14 protein-coding genes are annotated in these 16,549 nt (G+C 48.0%); 12 read left to right on the forward strand and 2 right to left on the reverse strand.

Annotated features, from left to right (window positions below; translation table 11 throughout):
* Positions 1 to 52 precede the first annotated feature (52 nt).
* From IEY46_RS32780 to IEY46_RS32835, 12 genes are all read left to right on the forward strand, one after another.
* Entirely contained in the window at positions 53 to 961 is a 909-nt protein-coding gene (locus tag IEY46_RS32780; protein ID WP_188999611.1) for an ABC transporter permease, read from the forward strand.
* Positions 962 to 986: 25 nt separating this feature from the next.
* Positions 987 to 1,868: a carbohydrate ABC transporter permease gene (locus tag IEY46_RS32785; protein WP_188999612.1), complete on the forward strand. Its 882-nt coding sequence runs from the start codon at positions 987 to 989 to the stop codon at positions 1,866 to 1,868.
* Positions 1,869 to 1,900: 32 nt separating this feature from the next.
* On the forward strand, positions 1,901 to 2,749 hold the full coding sequence (locus IEY46_RS32790; protein WP_188999737.1) for an amidohydrolase family protein: 849 nt from the start codon (positions 1,901 to 1,903) through the stop codon (positions 2,747 to 2,749).
* A gap of 15 nt (positions 2,750 to 2,764) precedes the next feature.
* On the forward strand, positions 2,765 to 3,868 hold the full coding sequence (locus tag IEY46_RS32795; protein WP_188999614.1) for a mandelate racemase/muconate lactonizing enzyme family protein: 1,104 nt from the start codon (positions 2,765 to 2,767) through the stop codon (positions 3,866 to 3,868).
* Positions 3,869 to 3,885: 17 nt separating this feature from the next.
* Positions 3,886 to 4,662 carry a creatininase family protein gene (locus IEY46_RS32800; protein WP_188999617.1) on the forward strand — a complete coding sequence of 259 codons (777 nt, stop codon included), beginning with the start codon at positions 3,886 to 3,888 and terminating at the stop codon, positions 4,660 to 4,662.
* Positions 4,659 to 5,033: a RidA family protein gene (locus IEY46_RS32805; protein ID WP_188999620.1), complete on the forward strand. Its 375-nt coding sequence runs from the start codon at positions 4,659 to 4,661 to the stop codon at positions 5,031 to 5,033. The genes IEY46_RS32800 and IEY46_RS32805 overlap by 4 nt, the downstream gene beginning before the upstream one ends.
* Positions 5,034 to 5,054: 21 nt before the next feature.
* A complete protein-coding gene (locus tag IEY46_RS32810) occupies positions 5,055 to 6,053 on the forward strand; it encodes a Gfo/Idh/MocA family protein (protein WP_188999623.1) in 999 nt (332 codons plus the stop codon).
* A gap of 22 nt (positions 6,054 to 6,075) precedes the next feature.
* The gene (locus tag IEY46_RS32815; RefSeq protein ID WP_188999626.1) at positions 6,076 to 6,741 is read left to right on the forward strand and encodes an RraA family protein; all 666 of its coding nucleotides are present in this window, start codon (positions 6,076 to 6,078) and stop codon (positions 6,739 to 6,741) included.
* A 66-nt stretch (positions 6,742 to 6,807) separates the two neighbouring features.
* On the forward strand, positions 6,808 to 7,962 hold the full coding sequence (locus tag IEY46_RS32820; protein WP_188999629.1) for a Gfo/Idh/MocA family protein: 1,155 nt from the start codon (positions 6,808 to 6,810) through the stop codon (positions 7,960 to 7,962).
* Position 7,963: 1 nt separating this feature from the next.
* Entirely contained in the window at positions 7,964 to 9,781 is a 1,818-nt protein-coding gene (locus tag IEY46_RS32825; protein ID WP_188999632.1) for a hypothetical protein, read from the forward strand.
* Positions 9,782 to 10,009: 228 nt separating this feature from the next.
* Positions 10,010 to 13,315, forward strand: coding sequence for an alpha-amylase family protein (locus tag IEY46_RS32830; RefSeq protein ID WP_188999635.1), 3,306 nt, complete (start codon positions 10,010 to 10,012; stop codon positions 13,313 to 13,315).
* A gap of 143 nt (positions 13,316 to 13,458) precedes the next feature.
* Positions 13,459 to 13,689 carry a hypothetical protein gene (locus IEY46_RS32835; protein ID WP_188999638.1) on the forward strand — a complete coding sequence of 77 codons (231 nt, stop codon included), beginning with the start codon at positions 13,459 to 13,461 and terminating at the stop codon, positions 13,687 to 13,689.
* A gap of 185 nt (positions 13,690 to 13,874) precedes the next feature.
* Here the strand turns inward: IEY46_RS32835 and IEY46_RS32840 are convergent, their stop codons facing one another.
* Together IEY46_RS32840 and IEY46_RS32845 are read right to left on the reverse strand one after the other, a co-directional pair.
* Positions 13,875 to 14,909 carry a Cfr family 23S rRNA (adenine(2503)-C(8))-methyltransferase gene (locus IEY46_RS32840; protein WP_188999642.1) on the reverse strand — a complete coding sequence of 345 codons (1,035 nt, stop codon included), beginning with the start codon at positions 14,907 to 14,909 and terminating at the stop codon, positions 13,875 to 13,877.
* Positions 14,910 to 15,686: 777 nt separating this feature from the next.
* Positions 15,687 to 16,454: a VWA domain-containing protein gene (locus IEY46_RS32845; protein ID WP_188999645.1), complete on the reverse strand. Its 768-nt coding sequence runs from the start codon at positions 16,452 to 16,454 to the stop codon at positions 15,687 to 15,689.
* Positions 16,455 to 16,549 lie beyond the last annotated feature (95 nt).

Raw genomic sequence — 16,549 nt, forward strand, 5'->3', positions numbered from 1 at the left:
GGAGAGAGTGGCGCCTCTCCTGGTTTCTCCAATATAGAAGGTGAGGGCTGTCATGCTAGGAGCGAGATTGTTTAAGCAAAGGTATCTTTTCCTGATGTTGGCTCCAGCGTTTCTATTGGTTCTGACTTTTCAATATATACCGCTGCTGGGTTGGCTACTTGCCTTTAAGCGATATGAGATCGGTTTGGGTTTTTGGGGCTCGGAGTGGGTGGGGCTGGAGCAATTCAAGCGGTTTTTCCTGCAGAGCAATGATTATGTCTACCTTCTTCGCAACACCTTATCCATGAACATCATGATGATTATTACCAATCTTTCATGTGGTTTAATATTTGCGGTGTTGTTGAATGAGATCAGGCAGAAGTTTATTGTAAAAATTTTGCAAACCGTTTCCTTTTTCCCGTATTTCATCTCCTGGGTCATTATCTATTCCATCGCCAATACGTTTCTGTCGCCTTCATCGGGATTGCTTAATGAATTGCTGATAAAGTGGGGGATTCTATCCGATGGCATGAATGTTCTTGGAGAGAGCAAATATGCCTGGCTGCTGGTTGTTTGCCTGGAGGCGTGGAAGTCGGTGGGTTATATCAGCATTATCTTCCTTGCAGCCATATCGGCGATTCCATCGGATCAGTATGAAGCGGCGGATATCGACGGGGCATCACGCTTTCAGAAGCTGAGATTAATTACGATTCCCAACTTAATGCCGACCTTCATCATCATCTTGATCTTGAACAGCGGATGGATCCTTAATTCCAATTTCGAATTGTTCTTCATGTTTACGAATGCCACTAACTGGGATAAAATGGAAGTCCTTGATATGTATATCTATAAATTCGGGCTTCAGCAATTGAATTATTCCTATTCTTCCGCCGTCGGGATCGTGAAGACAATCGTGAGCTTATTGATATTGGTTTCTGTTAACGCCTTTTCCAAGAAAACAACGGGTAAAGCGATCTTTTGATTCAATCGCAGGGAGGAAAATGATCGTGTACAAACAAAGTTCGGGGGACCGCATATTTGATTCGATCAATATAGCGATCATGGCTGTTGTTTTTATCGTCATGGCATTCCCATTTCTTCATCTCATTAATTATTCGCTAAGTAATCCATCGCTGGTGAGCGGCAGGTTTCTGTTTCTGCCCAAGCAGGTGAACCTTGATTCGTATAAAGCGATCTTTGCCAATGGCGATGTTCTGCACGGTATATATATCTCCGTAGCCAGAACGATTTTGGGCACGATATCGATGGTCCTTGTGACTTCGATGGCGGCTTATGTGATTACCCGCGATGATTTGGTTGGCATTAAATTCTTCCGGAAGTATTTTGTGTTTACCATGTACTTCTCAGGGGGTCTGATTCCTACGTATATCCTGATCAAAAGCCTGGGGCTGGTCGGTTCGTTCTGGGTGTATATCATTCCGTCTGCGGTAAGCGTCTTCAATATGATTCTCATCAAAACCTATATTGAGGGCATTCCCAAAGAGTTGGAAGAGTCCGCACTCATGGATGGAGCGAACGACGCTTATTTATTTTTGAAAATCATACTGCCGATCTGCATCCCGGTTATTGCGGCAGTCTCGTTATTTGCAGGCATCGGTCAGTGGAACTCATTCATCGATACTCAATTCTATAATGCCATGAATCCGGATTTGTTTCCCTTGCAATATATCCTTTATAATTCCTTCCAGTCGATTACTTCCGTCGAGCAATTCACGATGGGCACGGGGGCTGCCAATACGCAGCTGCTTACTCCCCAAAGCCTGAAAATTGCGATGACAGTCATTACGGTGCTGCCTATTATGGTTGTTTATCCTTTCCTGCAGAGGTTTTTCATGAAAGGCTTGTTAATCGGATCTGTCAAAGGATAAAACCTATTTAATCATAAGAAATGAGGTATACCATGATCTTCGACTGCCACACCCATATTGCTGAACCGGAGCATATATCAGGACATTTTCTAGCTGATGCACAGAGGGCATGGGGTACAGACTTCCGAATGAATTGCACGACAGATGAACACCGGCAAATGATGAAGGACGCCAAGAACTGCTCGGGTGCCGTTGTACTGGCCATGGATGCTCCAGCGACAGGGTTTAATGTGCCCAATGAATATGTAGCCGAATATGTAAAGGAGGATCCGACACGTTTGTTCGGATTTGCCAGCATCGATCCGAATCGGGCGAACGCCCATATACTGCTGGAATCGGCTGTGAAGGAACTCGGATTAGTGGGGCTGAAGCTTGCCCCCTTCTACCAGGACTTTCATCCGCTTGACCGGGAATGTTATCCGTTGTATGCCAAGGCGCAGGAGCTGAAGCTTCCGATTATGTGGCATCAGGGCACATCTTTCGTACAGCGGGGGCCTCTGGAGAAATCAAGGCCGGTGTATTTGGATCCGATCGGCAGGGCATTCCCGCAGCTGAAGATGATCATCGCCCATATGGGTCATCCCTGGCTTGGCGAAGCGATAAGCGTTGTCCGCAAGAACCCGAATATCTACACGGATATCTCGGCGTTAAGCAGCCGGCCCTGGCAAATGTATAACGGCTTGATAGAGGCAGTCGAGTATGGCATTGAAGACAAGTTATTATTCGGCACGGATTTTCCCTTCTTTGGCATCGAGGCTACCAAGCAATCCCTTATCAATATTAATCATTTGGTTGACGGCACCAATCTTCCACGCGTGCCCGAGAGAGTGATCGAGAAAATTCTGTATAAGAACACACTGGAAACGCTGGGGCTGGCATAAGAGGAGGAATGAGGAATGAAAATTTTATCCGTGGAGGCCGTTCCCATTAACCTTCCGTTCCAGGAGCCGGTAAGCGATATGTGGGGAACCTATCATTCTTCGAATCATGGAATTGTCATCATCCGCAGTGATTCCGGAGAATATGGTGCAGGCGAGATCGCTCTTGCATGGTTTGGAGGCGCCCATTCGTTATGTCATGAGGTCAATACGTATTGGGCGCCGAAGCTGAAAGGCTTGGATATCAGGAACATGTCCCATATATCGGATTTGATGGATCATTGGTCAAGCTTCTCCAAGCGGCACTTATTGGCTAAAGCAGGGGTAGAGATGGCGTTGTGGGATTTATTGGGGAAGATTCTGGGACAGCCTGTTTATCAATTGCTCGGCGGCAAACGGCGGGACAAAATTCGTCTTACGGGCGGTATATCCATGGGCGATCATGCAAGCATGGTTCAGACCGCCATTCGTAAAGTAGGTGAAGGCTACAAGGAGCTGAAGCTCAAAATTGGAAACGATGACCGGGCGGATTTAGAGCTCGTCCGGATGATCCGCAATGCCATTCCGGATTCCGTCATGCTTCGGGTGGATGTGAATATGGCCTGGCAGGATGTCAAAGCTGCCAAACGGCTTATCGATGAGCTGACTCAGTATGGGGTTACCATCGTCGAACAGCCCTTGCATCATGAACGTTTAAGTGAACTGGCATGGCTGCGCCAAAATACGGATGCGCTCATTCTGATTGATGAGGGTGCCTGGGATGTGCATGACGCCAAAAGAAATCTGGACGCCTATGCAGCCGACCTGATACATGTCTATATAACGGAAGCCGGCGGTGTATGGGGAGCCCGTAAAATCTTTGAGCTGGCCTCGGTGTATCACATCGATTGTACAATAGGCTCGATGCCTGAAGGGAAGATTGGCGCTGCCGCCTCCGCTCACGTTGCCGCGGCGATGTCCAATCTGTCCGGACACGCGTCGGATATCCGGGGGTTTACCGGTTACCGGGAGGATGTTACGCAGGAACAACTGGTTATCCATGAAGGAGAGTTGATCGTTCCCGATAAGCCTGGGTTAGGGGTTACTATCGATTTTGACCAGTTATCCAAGCTAGCCGTATAGATGGGGGAAGATGTCCAATGATCTTGCACAATATGACAGCTCCCGAGGTTGGGAATATTGATTTTGAACACACGTTGGTTGTCATTCCGGTTGGATCAACCGAACAGCATGGTCCGCATTTGCCGACTGACACGGATACCTTTATTGTTGATCATTTGGCCAAGGAGCTTGAACGGGAAAACTCGCAAACGATCCTGCTGACGCCGACCATGTGGCTGGGTCATTCCCCTCATCACCTGGATTACGGCGGGACGCTTTCCGTGTACCACCCGGTTTATATTCAAATGCTGCAATCCATCTGCCAATCTTACATCGGTATGGGCGCGCGCAAGCTATGGATCTTGAATGGGCACGGAGGAAACAGCGCACCCAACCAGATGGTGCTGCAGCAGTTGAAGAATGATTTTCCCGATATCCTGATTATCGCTGCTGAATATTGGCATGTTGCCGCGCAGGAGATCGCATCGATCCGCGAATCGGATTCAGGAGGATTGGGACACGCCTGCGAGCTTGAGACTTCCTTGTACCTGTATTTGGATCCGTCTAAAGTGCGGCTTGATTTAATTGCCGATGACGGGGGCCAACCTGCCGGAGGGATTTGGGAATTTGATATGTTGAAAGGCAATGCGGCGGCAAGAGTATTTAACTTTAAAGAGCTTACAGCATCCGGCGTTTTCGGCAAACCCTCAATGGCCAGCAGCGAGAAGGGTGGGAGGTTGTTTGAAGCAATCTCGGGCAGATTGTCGCAGTTCGCCAAGTCGATACTTCAATTAGGTAAGGAGAGTTCAATTTGACCAAACAACAGCTGGCTTCATCCCTTGTCCATCCGGTGTTCGGCAACTATTCATCCGCTATCCTCAAAGGCAATACCTTATATCTGGCCGGTTTCGGGCCATTCGACGTCAACCAGCAGCTTGTGGGCGAGAATATTACCGATCAAACGCATCAAACGATGCAAAATATCCGCAATCTGCTGGAGGACAATGGCTTCACTATGGACGATCTGGTTAGGTCCACCGTATATTTGAGCGATATTTCCCACTGGGCGCAGTTCAATGAAGTGTATGGCCAATATGTTACGGAGCCATATCCGGCGCGCACGGTGGTGGCCTGCCAGCTTAATGGGTTTCTGGTCGAAGTGGAGTGCACGGCTGTTCGGGATTAAGGCAGGGGAGGAGAGGACGGCATGAGCGAAGCACTTCGTATTGGAGTTATTGGCTGCGGCGATATTGCCGCTTCACGGCATATTCCGGCAATAATGGCTTGTCCGGACGTACAATTGGCGGCGCTTTGCGATGCGGATTTGATGAGGGCACAGCAGCTTGCCGGGCAGTACCAGGTGCCGCTGGTGACAGAGGATTATCGGGAATTGCTGCAAAGCGAGTCGCTGGATGCTGTTATCATATGCACGCCTCCGTGGGTGACGCCTCATCTGACGATGGAGAGCCTACAAGCCGGCAAGCATGTATTATGCGAAAAGCCGATGGCGGTTGATCTGGTAACCGCCAAGAAAGTTCAGGCCACGGAGCTGGCTACGGGCTGCAAGGTCCAGGTCGGATTTACCTATCGGCACGGACCCCTGCTGGAAACGCTGAGACAGTGGATCAGAGAAGGAAGACTGGGCTCTCCGCTTGTCTATCGTCTGGGCATCTTCGATGAAGTATGGGATCCGGAGGGCAACAAGGAGCATTATGACCGGATCTACCGGACGATGCAGCATGGCTCGCCTTCGATTCACGATGGCGCTCATGTCGCCGACTTTCTGCATTTTCTCACGGATTCGGCTGTAGCTTCTGTGGACGCTTATGGCATCCGCACCCGTCCAGAGTTTCCGGCGACGAATTATGATCTGTCCATGATTCATTATGAGAATGGCGATATCGCCAGAGTCGAGATTGGCTGGTTCCTGCCGCACTTCCCGAATGGGGAATTTGAGGTGGTGGGACCCAAAGGGATCGCTATATTTGACCGCTTCGCTCAATACGTCCAATTAAAGACGGATAAGTTAACGGAAACGGTCAAGCTGGAGGAAGATTGGGCAGCCTCCTGCTTTCGAATTCAGTTGGATAAGTTTATTGCCAGTATCCGCATGGATACCCCTTGTGTACCGGGTACGGCAGAGGGAATCGCGAGCCTTGCGCTCACCAAGCAGATCGAACAGGGTATAAGAAATAATCATAATTAAAGCTGTTTAGGAGCGTGCAACCATGGAAAACTGGACCGACCAGCAATTGTTTGCGTTGATGAAAGAGAAGCTTTATACAGGCGTCATCTGTGACTCAATGGATGATCTGGGATACCGCAATCAGGCGATGGATGAACATATCCGTCCCCTGGAGGATGGGGTTGTCGTGGTAGGCCGGGCCAAAACGATACTGGCCGCCGATGTCTACCATATTCATGAGAATCCCTATGAGATGGAAATTAAAGCGATGGACAGCATAGCGCCGGATGAGGTAGTCGTTGTCTGTACCAATAAATCCCGAAATAACGGCATTTGGGGCGAGCTGCTCTCGACTGCCGCCAAGATGAGAGGAAGTAGCGGGGCTGTTATCGACGGTTTAATTCGCGATACCAGGCAGATTAAGAAGCTGGGCTTCCCGGTCTATTGCACGGGATACAAGCCCGTGGATTCCAGAGGCAGAGGCATTGTCATCGACTACGACTGCGTAGTGGAAGTCGGAGGCATTATGGTACACCCGGGCGATGTTATATTTGCCGATAGCGATGGAATTGCCGTTATCCCGTCCAGCCAATTGCTGCAGACCGTGCAGAATGCCCTTGATAAGGTGGAGCGGGAGAATCATACCCGTACGGAATTGTTGGAAGGCAAGCTGCTGATCGAGGTTTATAACAAATACGGCGTGTTATGAGATCGTCCAGGTGGGATCGTGGAGCAACCTTACAAAGCGGCTCTGGCCGAGGGGAGATTAATTCGAATGGCAAATAAAAAAGTCAGATTAGGCGTGATCGGTACGGGGATCAGAGGGATTTATGTGGCTCAATTATACCGCAAGCATCCCGATTGTGAAGTCGTCGCCTTATGCGACTCGATTCGCAATAATGTGGAGAGGGCGGCCGCCGAGTTAGGCGTTCCAGTTGCCAACTGCTATACCGACTATGAGAAAATGATCAGCAATGAAACGATAGATGCCGTACTCATCGCCGCTCCGCCGGATATTCAAGTCGATATCGCCTGTTATGCCATGGAGAAAGGCATTCACGTCACGACTGAGGTTCCGGCCGCATATTCGATCGAACAATGCTGGAAGCTGGTCCATACCGTCGAGAAGACGGGGGCGAAGTACCAGTTGTCTGAACAAACACGATATTGGGGTTTTATTCAGGAATGGCGGAGAATGGCGGCCCAGGGTGAATTTGGCCATATTCTTTTTGCCGAAGGAGAGTATTTGCATTACGGGGAATGGGATTATTTCTTTGACCCGCTCACAGGTGAGAAGATAAGCGGGATCGCTACTCCGCCGCAAGACAGGAAGGTAGAGCCGACGTGGAGGAATATCCGGTTCTATAATCCCATCTATTATTTGCCGCATACGCTGAGTCCGCTTCTAAGTATTACGGGAGGCCGGGTGACGAAGGTTTCCTGTATGGGGACCCGCCCGCGAAGCTATTATGTGGACAATTATGAAGCCCGGGATATGGAAGTGGCCCTGATGCATACAAGTACGGACGCGATATTGCGGGTAGCGGCAGGGTTCACATCGCCGCATGGTCACCGCAAGGACACCGGGTATCATTGGTATCAAGTGAAGGGGACGGAAGCAACCGCTGAATGGGCCAGATCGAGCGAAGATAAGCCCAAGCTGTGGACGGCGAATGACGATACGTGGAGGAATATGGATTGGGAAGTGACGGCAGCCGATATTAGCGAATTTGAAGAGCATAGTGCTCACGGCAACGCGGATTCATGGCCTGTTCATAATTTTCTGAAGGCAATCCTTGAGGATAAAGAATTAGAGATGAATGTGTATACCGCGGTGGAGACAGCAGCACCTGCCATATTGGCAGCCGAATCCTCCAACAAAGGCGGCATTCTGCTCGAAGTTCCAGACTTTAGAAGGAAGGAATCCTGATATGAAGCATTCTACAACAGGCTATATTTATGATCAGCCTACGAAAGACCATACCCTTTCGCAGGGCCGCAATTATTGGTATGCCTACATGGAGGAAATATGGGATGAGATGGGGCTGCGGGCATCCCGGTTGACACGAGCAGATTTGTCTGTTCTTGGCAGCCTGGCACAGCTGAAATTTCTGTTTATCGATGTGCACGATTTGTCAGCAGCCGAGCAGCAGAGCTTGCGCGAGTGGGTTTCGCAAGGCGGTATCTTAATCGGATCGGCTATAAAAGGCGCAGACGACCTGTTTGGCATTCAGTCGTTGGCGGTTCAATCCCAGCCTGACGATGAATACACGATTTCGGGCTATGCCAATTTTCAGATGGAGGCAGGAGCCCAGGAGAATCGGCTGGACCCGTTTTACCAATTTCGCGGTGCACTGCTGCCCATCATTTCTCCACTATCGATCGTTGAAGTCAAAGCCGACCATGCCCAGGCGGCAGCTATGCTGCTAAACGCCGGCAGAATGCCAATGGCAAAGGCATATCCCGCCGTGGTCGAAGGACGTATCGGGCAAGGGCAAACCTGGTACTTCGCCTTTGATTTCGCGCAGACCTTGTGGGTGATGCACCAGGGAAGGCCGATAGACCGGGATTATGACGGTGATGGCTATTACCGGACGGGCGATGCGATTCCCTTCAGCCGGCTGCATGATCTTAGTATCCCTTATGGGGATTACTGGCTGCAATTTCTTGAAGGCATTCTGACGCAGCATCCGCAGCCTTTTATTCATCAACTTCCGCCCTTCGCGGATGGAAATGTTCCCGATTTGTTGATCCATTACGGGGGCGATGATGAATGCGTGCCGGAGTATCAGATGATTGCGTCGAACTACATGAAGGCCAAGGGCCTTCCGTATCATATCAACTTGATGCCCATAGCAGGCAAGTTCGCCATTGACTCCGAGGAATTCAAAGCCATCAAGAATAACGGACATGACTTGTCCATTCATTTTGACTTTGTAAAGCCCCATTTCCATTATACCGAGAAGGACATCCAGGAACAGATTAATCTGTTTACCGAAGCCTTTGGCGAAACGCCAATTGCTTCCGTCAATCATTGGTGTACGGGAACCGGCTGGGCCGAGCATGCCCGATGGGCAAGTGCGCATGGAATGAAAGGAGATAACTCAAGAGCGCATGCTTTTAACCCGCCCTACAACCCGATTAACTTAATGGGATACGGGTTCGGGACGGTATATCCGCATTTTGTTTATGACGACTACAAGCATGGCAACGTTAAAATTCCATTCGTAAATATCCCGATCGGTTTCTTTGAGCCGCGCATCTATGAAGAGTCGCGAGTAGAGGATATCAGTCGCATACATGAGGCCATTGATCGTGCGGCCTTCTTCCGCTGGACGCTTAACATGTTTATTCACCCGGTATATATTGCGGACGACAATGAGAACAAGCATTGTCTGCCCGCCCTGGATGAAGTGCTGGACTACCTGGAAGTGAAGCGGCTCAAAGCGATTCATCATTCGACCAACCAGCTATGTCTGTGGTGGATCGACCGTTCGCAGACCAGAATCGATGACTATGCCGTTTCGGTGAACGCGAACAATCAATCCGTTATTTCGTTTGTGGCAGAGACAGAAGCTGTGAGCGGCGTGATCGTGAAATTGCCATTGCCCGCCAGCGTGTCCGAACCCATATTCTATATGCTTGACGGGGAGCGAAAAGCCACGGTCATTCAGCAGCAAAACGGGCGTTTATGGGCGCTTGTTCAAGTGCCCAAAGGCAAACATGAAATTGAAATCGCATTGACGTAACAAAAAATGGACGACAACAAGATATACACATAGCAAGGAGCCCAGATGCAGAGGAATTGCACGTATCTGGGCTCTTTTCTTTAAGGAGGTGGTAGCGTATAAGCAAAAAGCAGGAAGCAAGAAGCCATTTATGAGAGGGGCTGGGCGGGGAAGCCAGAAAAGGCGATTCATTCATTTGAGGGAAGAAGGTAAAGCCGATTCACACACTGACGATGAGGTGGGAAAAAAATGATTAAAAGATGGGCAGCGCTGCTCCTGTTCTTTTCAATATTATTTGGGATCTCCCAGTTTACGGATCAGAAAGTATCTGCTACGGGCGACGCCTATGTCAACTTTGACAGCGTCAATAAAATTTGGACGATTGGAACGGACGCAGTCGAGAAGAAGCTGCATTTTAATTCAAGCGGACAGTTTTTGTTAACCAGCTTTAAAAATAAAGCAACCGGTCAAGAGTATATTCAAGGTGGACAAATATCCGACGAGTTTTCCATCAAAGTGGGAACCTCAACGTTTAATGGCATTCAAACGGGCTGGACTTACGACACCTATACGACGACCACTCTCTCCCAAGGGGAAACGCAGCTGGTCATTACCTTTCATAATTCCCTCATCAAAGTGAACCGCTATTACATCATCTACCATGGCACGGGGATCATTCAGGAATATTCGGTCATTCAGAATATTTCGGGTGTCTCGCAATATTTCTCGGATCCGAGTATTTTCAGACAAAGAATCATGTCAAACGATGTGGCGAATACGGATTTCTATTATATGACTGGTGGGGCGAATTTCAGGGGAAGCCAGATCCTGAAGCCCGTTACATTAACTACTGGTTATGCGCGGACATTCGATTCGCAAGACGCGCCGGAATTAATGATGGTGGATGGAAGCGATAATAATTCGGTCATGGATGATGTCCAAGGCACATCCATTTACAACTTATTCTATGCTATGCGCAACCGTTCGACGAACAGTGGAATGTTCCTGCTCTTCGATTATTTCGGGCATTGGAATGCGCAGATGGGTAATTATGGCGGCAAATTTCTGATGAATGGCAAAGTGTTTATGAGCAATTATTCGGTGGCCCATAATGCCAGCATCACAACACCCAAAGCCTTGACTGGCGTATTTACCGGCGATATTGACGATATGGGCAACACGATCCTTAATTATGTGTATACCTTCAAGTGGGACTATACACGCGAACAGCACATGATGCAGCTGAAAGCGGCCCAATTAAGCGCAGGGATTCAAACGGACAACCTGTATCAAATCACGAATAATTTGAGGTATGTCGGCGGAGATTCAGTCTGGATGGATGATTTTTGGTTTGATCAAAAGGGGAACTGGGACGCTTTGTATCATGATGATTATCCTGGTGTTGTCTCTTACGCGGCAAAATCCGGGATGAGCTTCATTGCCTGGAATCCCCCATGGCATGTGAAATGGCACTCCAAGGTCTTGACAGAAAACCCGACATGGCAAGTCGGAGACGATGAAGAAACCTGGTATGGGCTGCATTTAAATCTGGCCATTCCGGAGGTTAACACCTGGATTCGAAACTATTTGAACAATAAACAAGCCACTTGGGGAACACATGTCTTCCGGTATGACGGCCAGCCGATCTGGACTTCCTATGGGGGCACGGAGAATGACCAGCTTGCCCAATCCAATAATTTTCTGAATATATTAAAGACATTCAAAGATGATAATCCGCTTGCCGGAATATTCGGCTGTGCATCAGGCGGAGAGCTGCTGAGTATTGAGGCGACGCGTTATTCCGATTCACAAGCAACAACGGATGATGGTGCCGCGCATTATATCGCCTATTGGAACAGTTTATTCACGCCGATAGATAAAGTGCTGACCGGTGGAGTAGGGATGAATAATGCCTCCAATCCCGATCTATTGGCAAGACTGGAAGGGATCAGGGTCGAGTGGGAGATGTACCGTTTCTTAAGGACGCAAGGCGTAATGGGTAGATGGGTCAAGATCTATCGTCCTACTCTTAACACTGGCGATGAAACATATTACATCCAGAAGATGAGCGCGGACAGAACGAAAGGATATATTGAAGCGGGCAGTCAACCTCTTTCGGCGAATAGAATCGTTTATCCCAAAGGATTATTGCCAACAGCCAATTATACCATCGCTACTCAAGGAGGCAGCATGGCGACGGCAACGAATACGGGAAGCTACTGGATGACGAACGGTATCCCGTTAACCATTGCGGCATCACATGAGTTCATTTACCTGAACCTGGAGAACAGGCCAGGTGCCGGTACTCCGGATACGACTGCTCCCACGGTTCCAACCAACGTTGTGAAAAAGCAAGCGTCATACTTGGGCCACAGCGGGATAGAGCTGACTTGGACGGCGTCCACAGACAATAAATTTCTGTCGTATTACGAGATTTTCAAAAACGGGGTTTCCGTTACGAAAGTGTCCAAAGGGACTTTTTACTTTGGGGAAAATGGAAGTGTAACGGACAATTACCAAATCAAAGCGGTAGACAGTCACAATAACAAGTCCGCCTTTGCTACTGGTGTTTTTACGAATACTAACGTCTATAAGCTGTCTACGGATTTATCTTCTGTACAAGGAGGGAATAATTGGTCCTACCTGCAGTCGGACGGAACCACTTACTCCAATATGACCTGGAGCGGAACCCAATGGGTAGGTGCCTATCCTCTCAACGTCATATCCTCTCCTATGGCGCTGCACCCGGACACGAACGATTCCGTTATTGCATGGACCGCCCCTCAGACAGGAACGGTTACCCTTAACGGGACGGTGGCCAAAGGCGCGGCCGGAGGCGACGGGGTTAAAGTAAAAATCATGAAAAACAGCACTCAGATCTGGCCTGCGAGCGGATGGCAGTTGGTCGCAGGGTCCGACACCATCGGATATATTCACCAGAATACGATTTCAGTGACTGCCGGAGACAAGCTGTATCTGATCGTCAATAAAAACGCAAATACGTATAATGATACGACAGTGTGGGACGCAAGAATTACGTATGGTACCCCGGAAACGATTACTCAGCCGCTTCCCAGCTACAGCGCAACCGCTGATTTCACGGGGATGCAAGGGAAATACAACTGGTATTACCAACAGCTGTATTTTAATACCTACACGGATATGACGTGGAATCCACTGTCTCTGCAGTGGACAGGATCGACGCCTTATACGCTGGTCGGGCTGCCTGAGGTCATGCATCCTGATGTAAATGACGCAGTCCGGTCATGGATCGCTCCAAAAACGGGAGTTGTCCGGCTTACGGGAGCGGTTGTCAAAACATCGGCTCTGGGCAATGGCGTCAATGTGAAAATTAACAAAGACAGTACACTGGTCTGGCCTTCCAGCGGCTGGCAATACGTGCAAGGAACAACGCGGACAGGCATCACGTATGATATTAGCAATGTGAGCGTGACGCAAGGCCAAATCCTTTATTTTATCGTTCAAAACAATGGCGACAGCAGCAATGATTCAACGAACTGGAATCCTAAAGTGACCTATACTTCTATCCCTTAATCAAGAAGAGTAAGTGCTGATGAAGATGGTTGCACGTAAGCTTAAATGCGACGCTCACCCATGATAGATTCCCGGCAAGATGTTGTGAAGACTCTCATTGCGGGGGTCTTCTTTTTTTTAGCAGCCGCCGTATCGGTTGAGCAATGGTCACGGTCGCAGGCCTGCTGATGGCGACGGGGACGCCCAAAGCGGTGTATGCGGACGAAGATACGGTGAATTTCTCAGGGGGGACGGCACGTAAGCCGAATGCCACCATTACCCGTGAGCAGATGGCGGTCATGGTAACCAGAGCCATCAGCGCAGCAGGCAAGAATGTGGATACTTCAAGCGGCGGTTATGCTGAAACGTTTGCTGCAATACACGGACTTCATTAATTAACCGTTTGGAATATTGAAATCGCAAAAGCCGGAGGTTATTATGCTCCGGCTTTTTTTGTACGGGCTTACGTGCCCAATATATATTTGGAAATATGTGCGGGCCACAGAAATCATCTTTTGACAGCGTAGTGTTTTCTGCAAGTTCTTGAATCGAATTTCCAGAAGTATATGCTTGTTTTGTTTTACTTGTTGTGTCCGTATAGCTGACCGCATGCTGCGTCAATGTCCGTTCCGAATTGAGCCCGCACAGTGACTTTAACTCCCTTTGAATTCAAGATACTGACAAAGCTTTGAACCCGATCTTTGTCTGATTGATGAAAGCTTTCAGGTGTCACGTCGGTTGAATTGTAGGGGATCAAATTGACGTGATATAAATGTTCCCAAGGACCTCTGTCCTTTAACAAAGCGGCAATGGCTTCCGCATGCTCATCTGAATCATTCTCTCCTCGAAGTAATATATACGCAATATATACTTTTCTACCTGTATCACGAATATGCTGATCGAACTTGTTCATCACATCATTAAGCGGAAATCGATTGTTAATGGGCATTAGCTCGCTCCGCTGTTCGTCGAACGGAGAGTGGAGCGAAAAGGTTAGGTTAACCTGTGGAAATTCCTTTGCCAGACGATCGATACCCGGTATAATCCCGATGGTGGAAACTGTAATTCTTCGATGCCCCAAGCCAAAGGTTCGTGGATCTGTTAGAATCATAAGCGTGTCGAAGATATTAGGATTGGCTAGCGCCTCTCCCATGCCCATAAACGAAACACTATCCAAGGCCTGACCATTTAAATGAAAGAATAACAGTTGATCGGTAATTTCATCAGCGGTTAGATTTCGTTTCAGTCCGATTGTACCTGTAGCACAGAAGCGGCAACCATATCCGCATCCGCACTGGCTGGATATGCAGTATGATTTCCAGCCGCGCTCATAGCTTAGTTGAACTGCTTCTATGTGTTCACCGCCCTCAATGGAAAAAAGCACTTTATTCACTTGTTTGGATGTCTTTTGCATGACAGGGGTTAAGTTCAGAACGTGTTCGCCAAGGTTTTTAATTAATTCGTTTCTTATCCCCTTGGGTAGTAGGGTCATTCTGTCATATTCATTAATTCTTTGCTTGAAGATCGCATCCGCAATTTGCTGGAACCGATATGCAGGTTGTTTCAATGCTGTTAATATGTGTTGAATCATTTCATATTTCGAAGTTGATTTCATGTTTTTTCTCCTCTTGAGCCGGAGAAAATGCCTTAAGCACCAATAAAGGGTGCTTAACATCTACATTAACCAACTAAATTAAAACCCAACGATGCTTGCAGCTCCAGTCGCTACGTGCATCTATCGATAGATGGATAATGCTCCGGCTTCCATTTAGTTTGATCGTGAACCGTACCAACGGACAAAGAACGATTCACGTGAACATCTACAACTTCAAACATTTATTCAACCTCCTCATTTAAATAAGAAAAAGTTACATTACAGTTCAGGGTGTTAAATTCCTTGTGTTCAATATGGAAGGGGAAGTATCAAAGCTGACATTTGCTGAAATGGTTCCGCTGTAATCATATTTGCCAAGCAGCAGGTACAGAAATGTTGTTATGCCTCGACCGTTCCTTCCAGTAAATTAGTCACATTATTAAAGACATTGACGAAATTATCCATAAAAAAATGAGCTGCAAGAAAGTTACCTTTCTTGCAGCTCAAATAAATAAATACTGAAATCTAACCCAATAATGGATTAGATATTGATATTTTATTTGAGTGAAGAGAATAAGTAACTTTCTTGCTTAACAAAAAATAAAACAGTTTTTGTTTTATCAATCGTAAAATAAGCAAGAAATATTACATTATTCTCATCATCTCCCCTTGATTAATTACAAGCATTGTAGCACAACCAATTTCGCAATTCAAATTTGTATCCATCAAGAATTCCTCATCCTTGACTTGGATTCCGCTTGATTCCCAATCGCAGTTGATTCACTTCAAGGCTTGATCTCACAGAATGATTCCCTTGCTTCTGGCTTCTTTAAGCCAGGATGGGAACTCAGCCAGGATCCGGTCATACAGCTCTTCATCGCTTATTTTGTCCAGATCGTTAATTTTGAAGAAGTTGGCGTTGTCAATATAGCGGCCATCCATCTCGTCGAGCTCCTGCAGGAAGAAGAAGTGGGTGGGACCCATTCCCACAAATTGAAAGAAGATGCCAAGCTTTGAGACCTGACGGATGATTTCTCGGGTCTCTTCCTTGTCCTCGTTGTCGCCATCCGTGACAAAGAAAATGTAGCATGGCGGGTCATTCCGGTATTTCGACGCATCAACCGTGATTTCTGAACGGCCTCCGATCCCGAAGAAACCGCCCTTTTTCTGAACCGATATCGCTCCCGGATAATACTTCTCCGCCAGCCGTCTAATGACCCCGGCATATCGGGTTCCGCCTTCAAGCGTTTTCTTCTTGATGATTTCACGATCCACGAACTCGAAAAAATTGGATTTGTCGATTTCGCCGATCTCATGATCCTTAACCCCAAAGGCAAATACATCGGCAGCCCCATTGTCGTCGAAGTTCATCGCCAGGGCCAGGCAGCGTTCCGCCGCGTTCTGAACGGTTCCCTTCTTATATAAATTCCGCATCGATGCCGATATGTCAAATACGATGCCGACTCTGGCAATTTGACCGTTAAGTCCTTTCTTTTCCAAGGTAATCGTCGCTTTCTTGCTAAGGTCAATCAGCTTCGTCTCCGCTTTGCGCAATTCGATACTCATGTGCAGCCGCCTCCTGTTGGATTGATGAAATTCGAATGTTTTGCCTGTGTTTGTTCCGCAGCCGCTAAAGGATTTGCCCATTCCTTCTCGAATAA

This window comes from Paenibacillus nasutitermitis (genome assembly GCF_014641075.1).
Taxonomy (GTDB): domain Bacteria; phylum Bacillota; class Bacilli; order Paenibacillales; family Paenibacillaceae; genus Paenibacillus_Z; species Paenibacillus_Z nasutitermitis.

Bases quoted from the DNA above. Each gene is read 5' to 3' on its own strand.
- IEY46_RS32780 (WP_188999611.1), top strand. From the start codon at position 53: ATGCTAGGAGCGAGATTGTTTAAGCAAAGGTATCTTTTCCTGATGTTG.
- IEY46_RS32790 (WP_188999737.1), top strand. From the start codon at position 1,901: ATGATCTTCGACTGCCACACCCATATTGCTGAACCGGAGCATATATCA.
- IEY46_RS32795 (WP_188999614.1), top strand. From the start codon at position 2,765: ATGAAAATTTTATCCGTGGAGGCCGTTCCCATTAACCTTCCGTTCCAG.
- IEY46_RS32800 (WP_188999617.1), top strand. From the start codon at position 3,886: ATGATCTTGCACAATATGACAGCTCCCGAGGTTGGGAATATTGATTTT.
- IEY46_RS32810 (WP_188999623.1), top strand. From the start codon at position 5,055: ATGAGCGAAGCACTTCGTATTGGAGTTATTGGCTGCGGCGATATTGCC.
- IEY46_RS32815 (WP_188999626.1), top strand. From the start codon at position 6,076: ATGGAAAACTGGACCGACCAGCAATTGTTTGCGTTGATGAAAGAGAAG.
- IEY46_RS32820 (WP_188999629.1), top strand. From the start codon at position 6,808: ATGGCAAATAAAAAAGTCAGATTAGGCGTGATCGGTACGGGGATCAGA.
- IEY46_RS32825 (WP_188999632.1), top strand. From the start codon at position 7,964: ATGAAGCATTCTACAACAGGCTATATTTATGATCAGCCTACGAAAGAC.
- IEY46_RS32830 (WP_188999635.1), top strand. From the start codon at position 10,010: ATGATTAAAAGATGGGCAGCGCTGCTCCTGTTCTTTTCAATATTATTT.
- IEY46_RS32835 (WP_188999638.1), top strand. From the start codon at position 13,459: ATGGTCACGGTCGCAGGCCTGCTGATGGCGACGGGGACGCCCAAAGCG.
- IEY46_RS32840 (WP_188999642.1), bottom strand. From the start codon at position 14,909: ATGAAATCAACTTCGAAATATGAAATGATTCAACACATATTAACAGCA.
- IEY46_RS32845 (WP_188999645.1), bottom strand. From the start codon at position 16,454: ATGAGTATCGAATTGCGCAAAGCGGAGACGAAGCTGATTGACCTTAGC.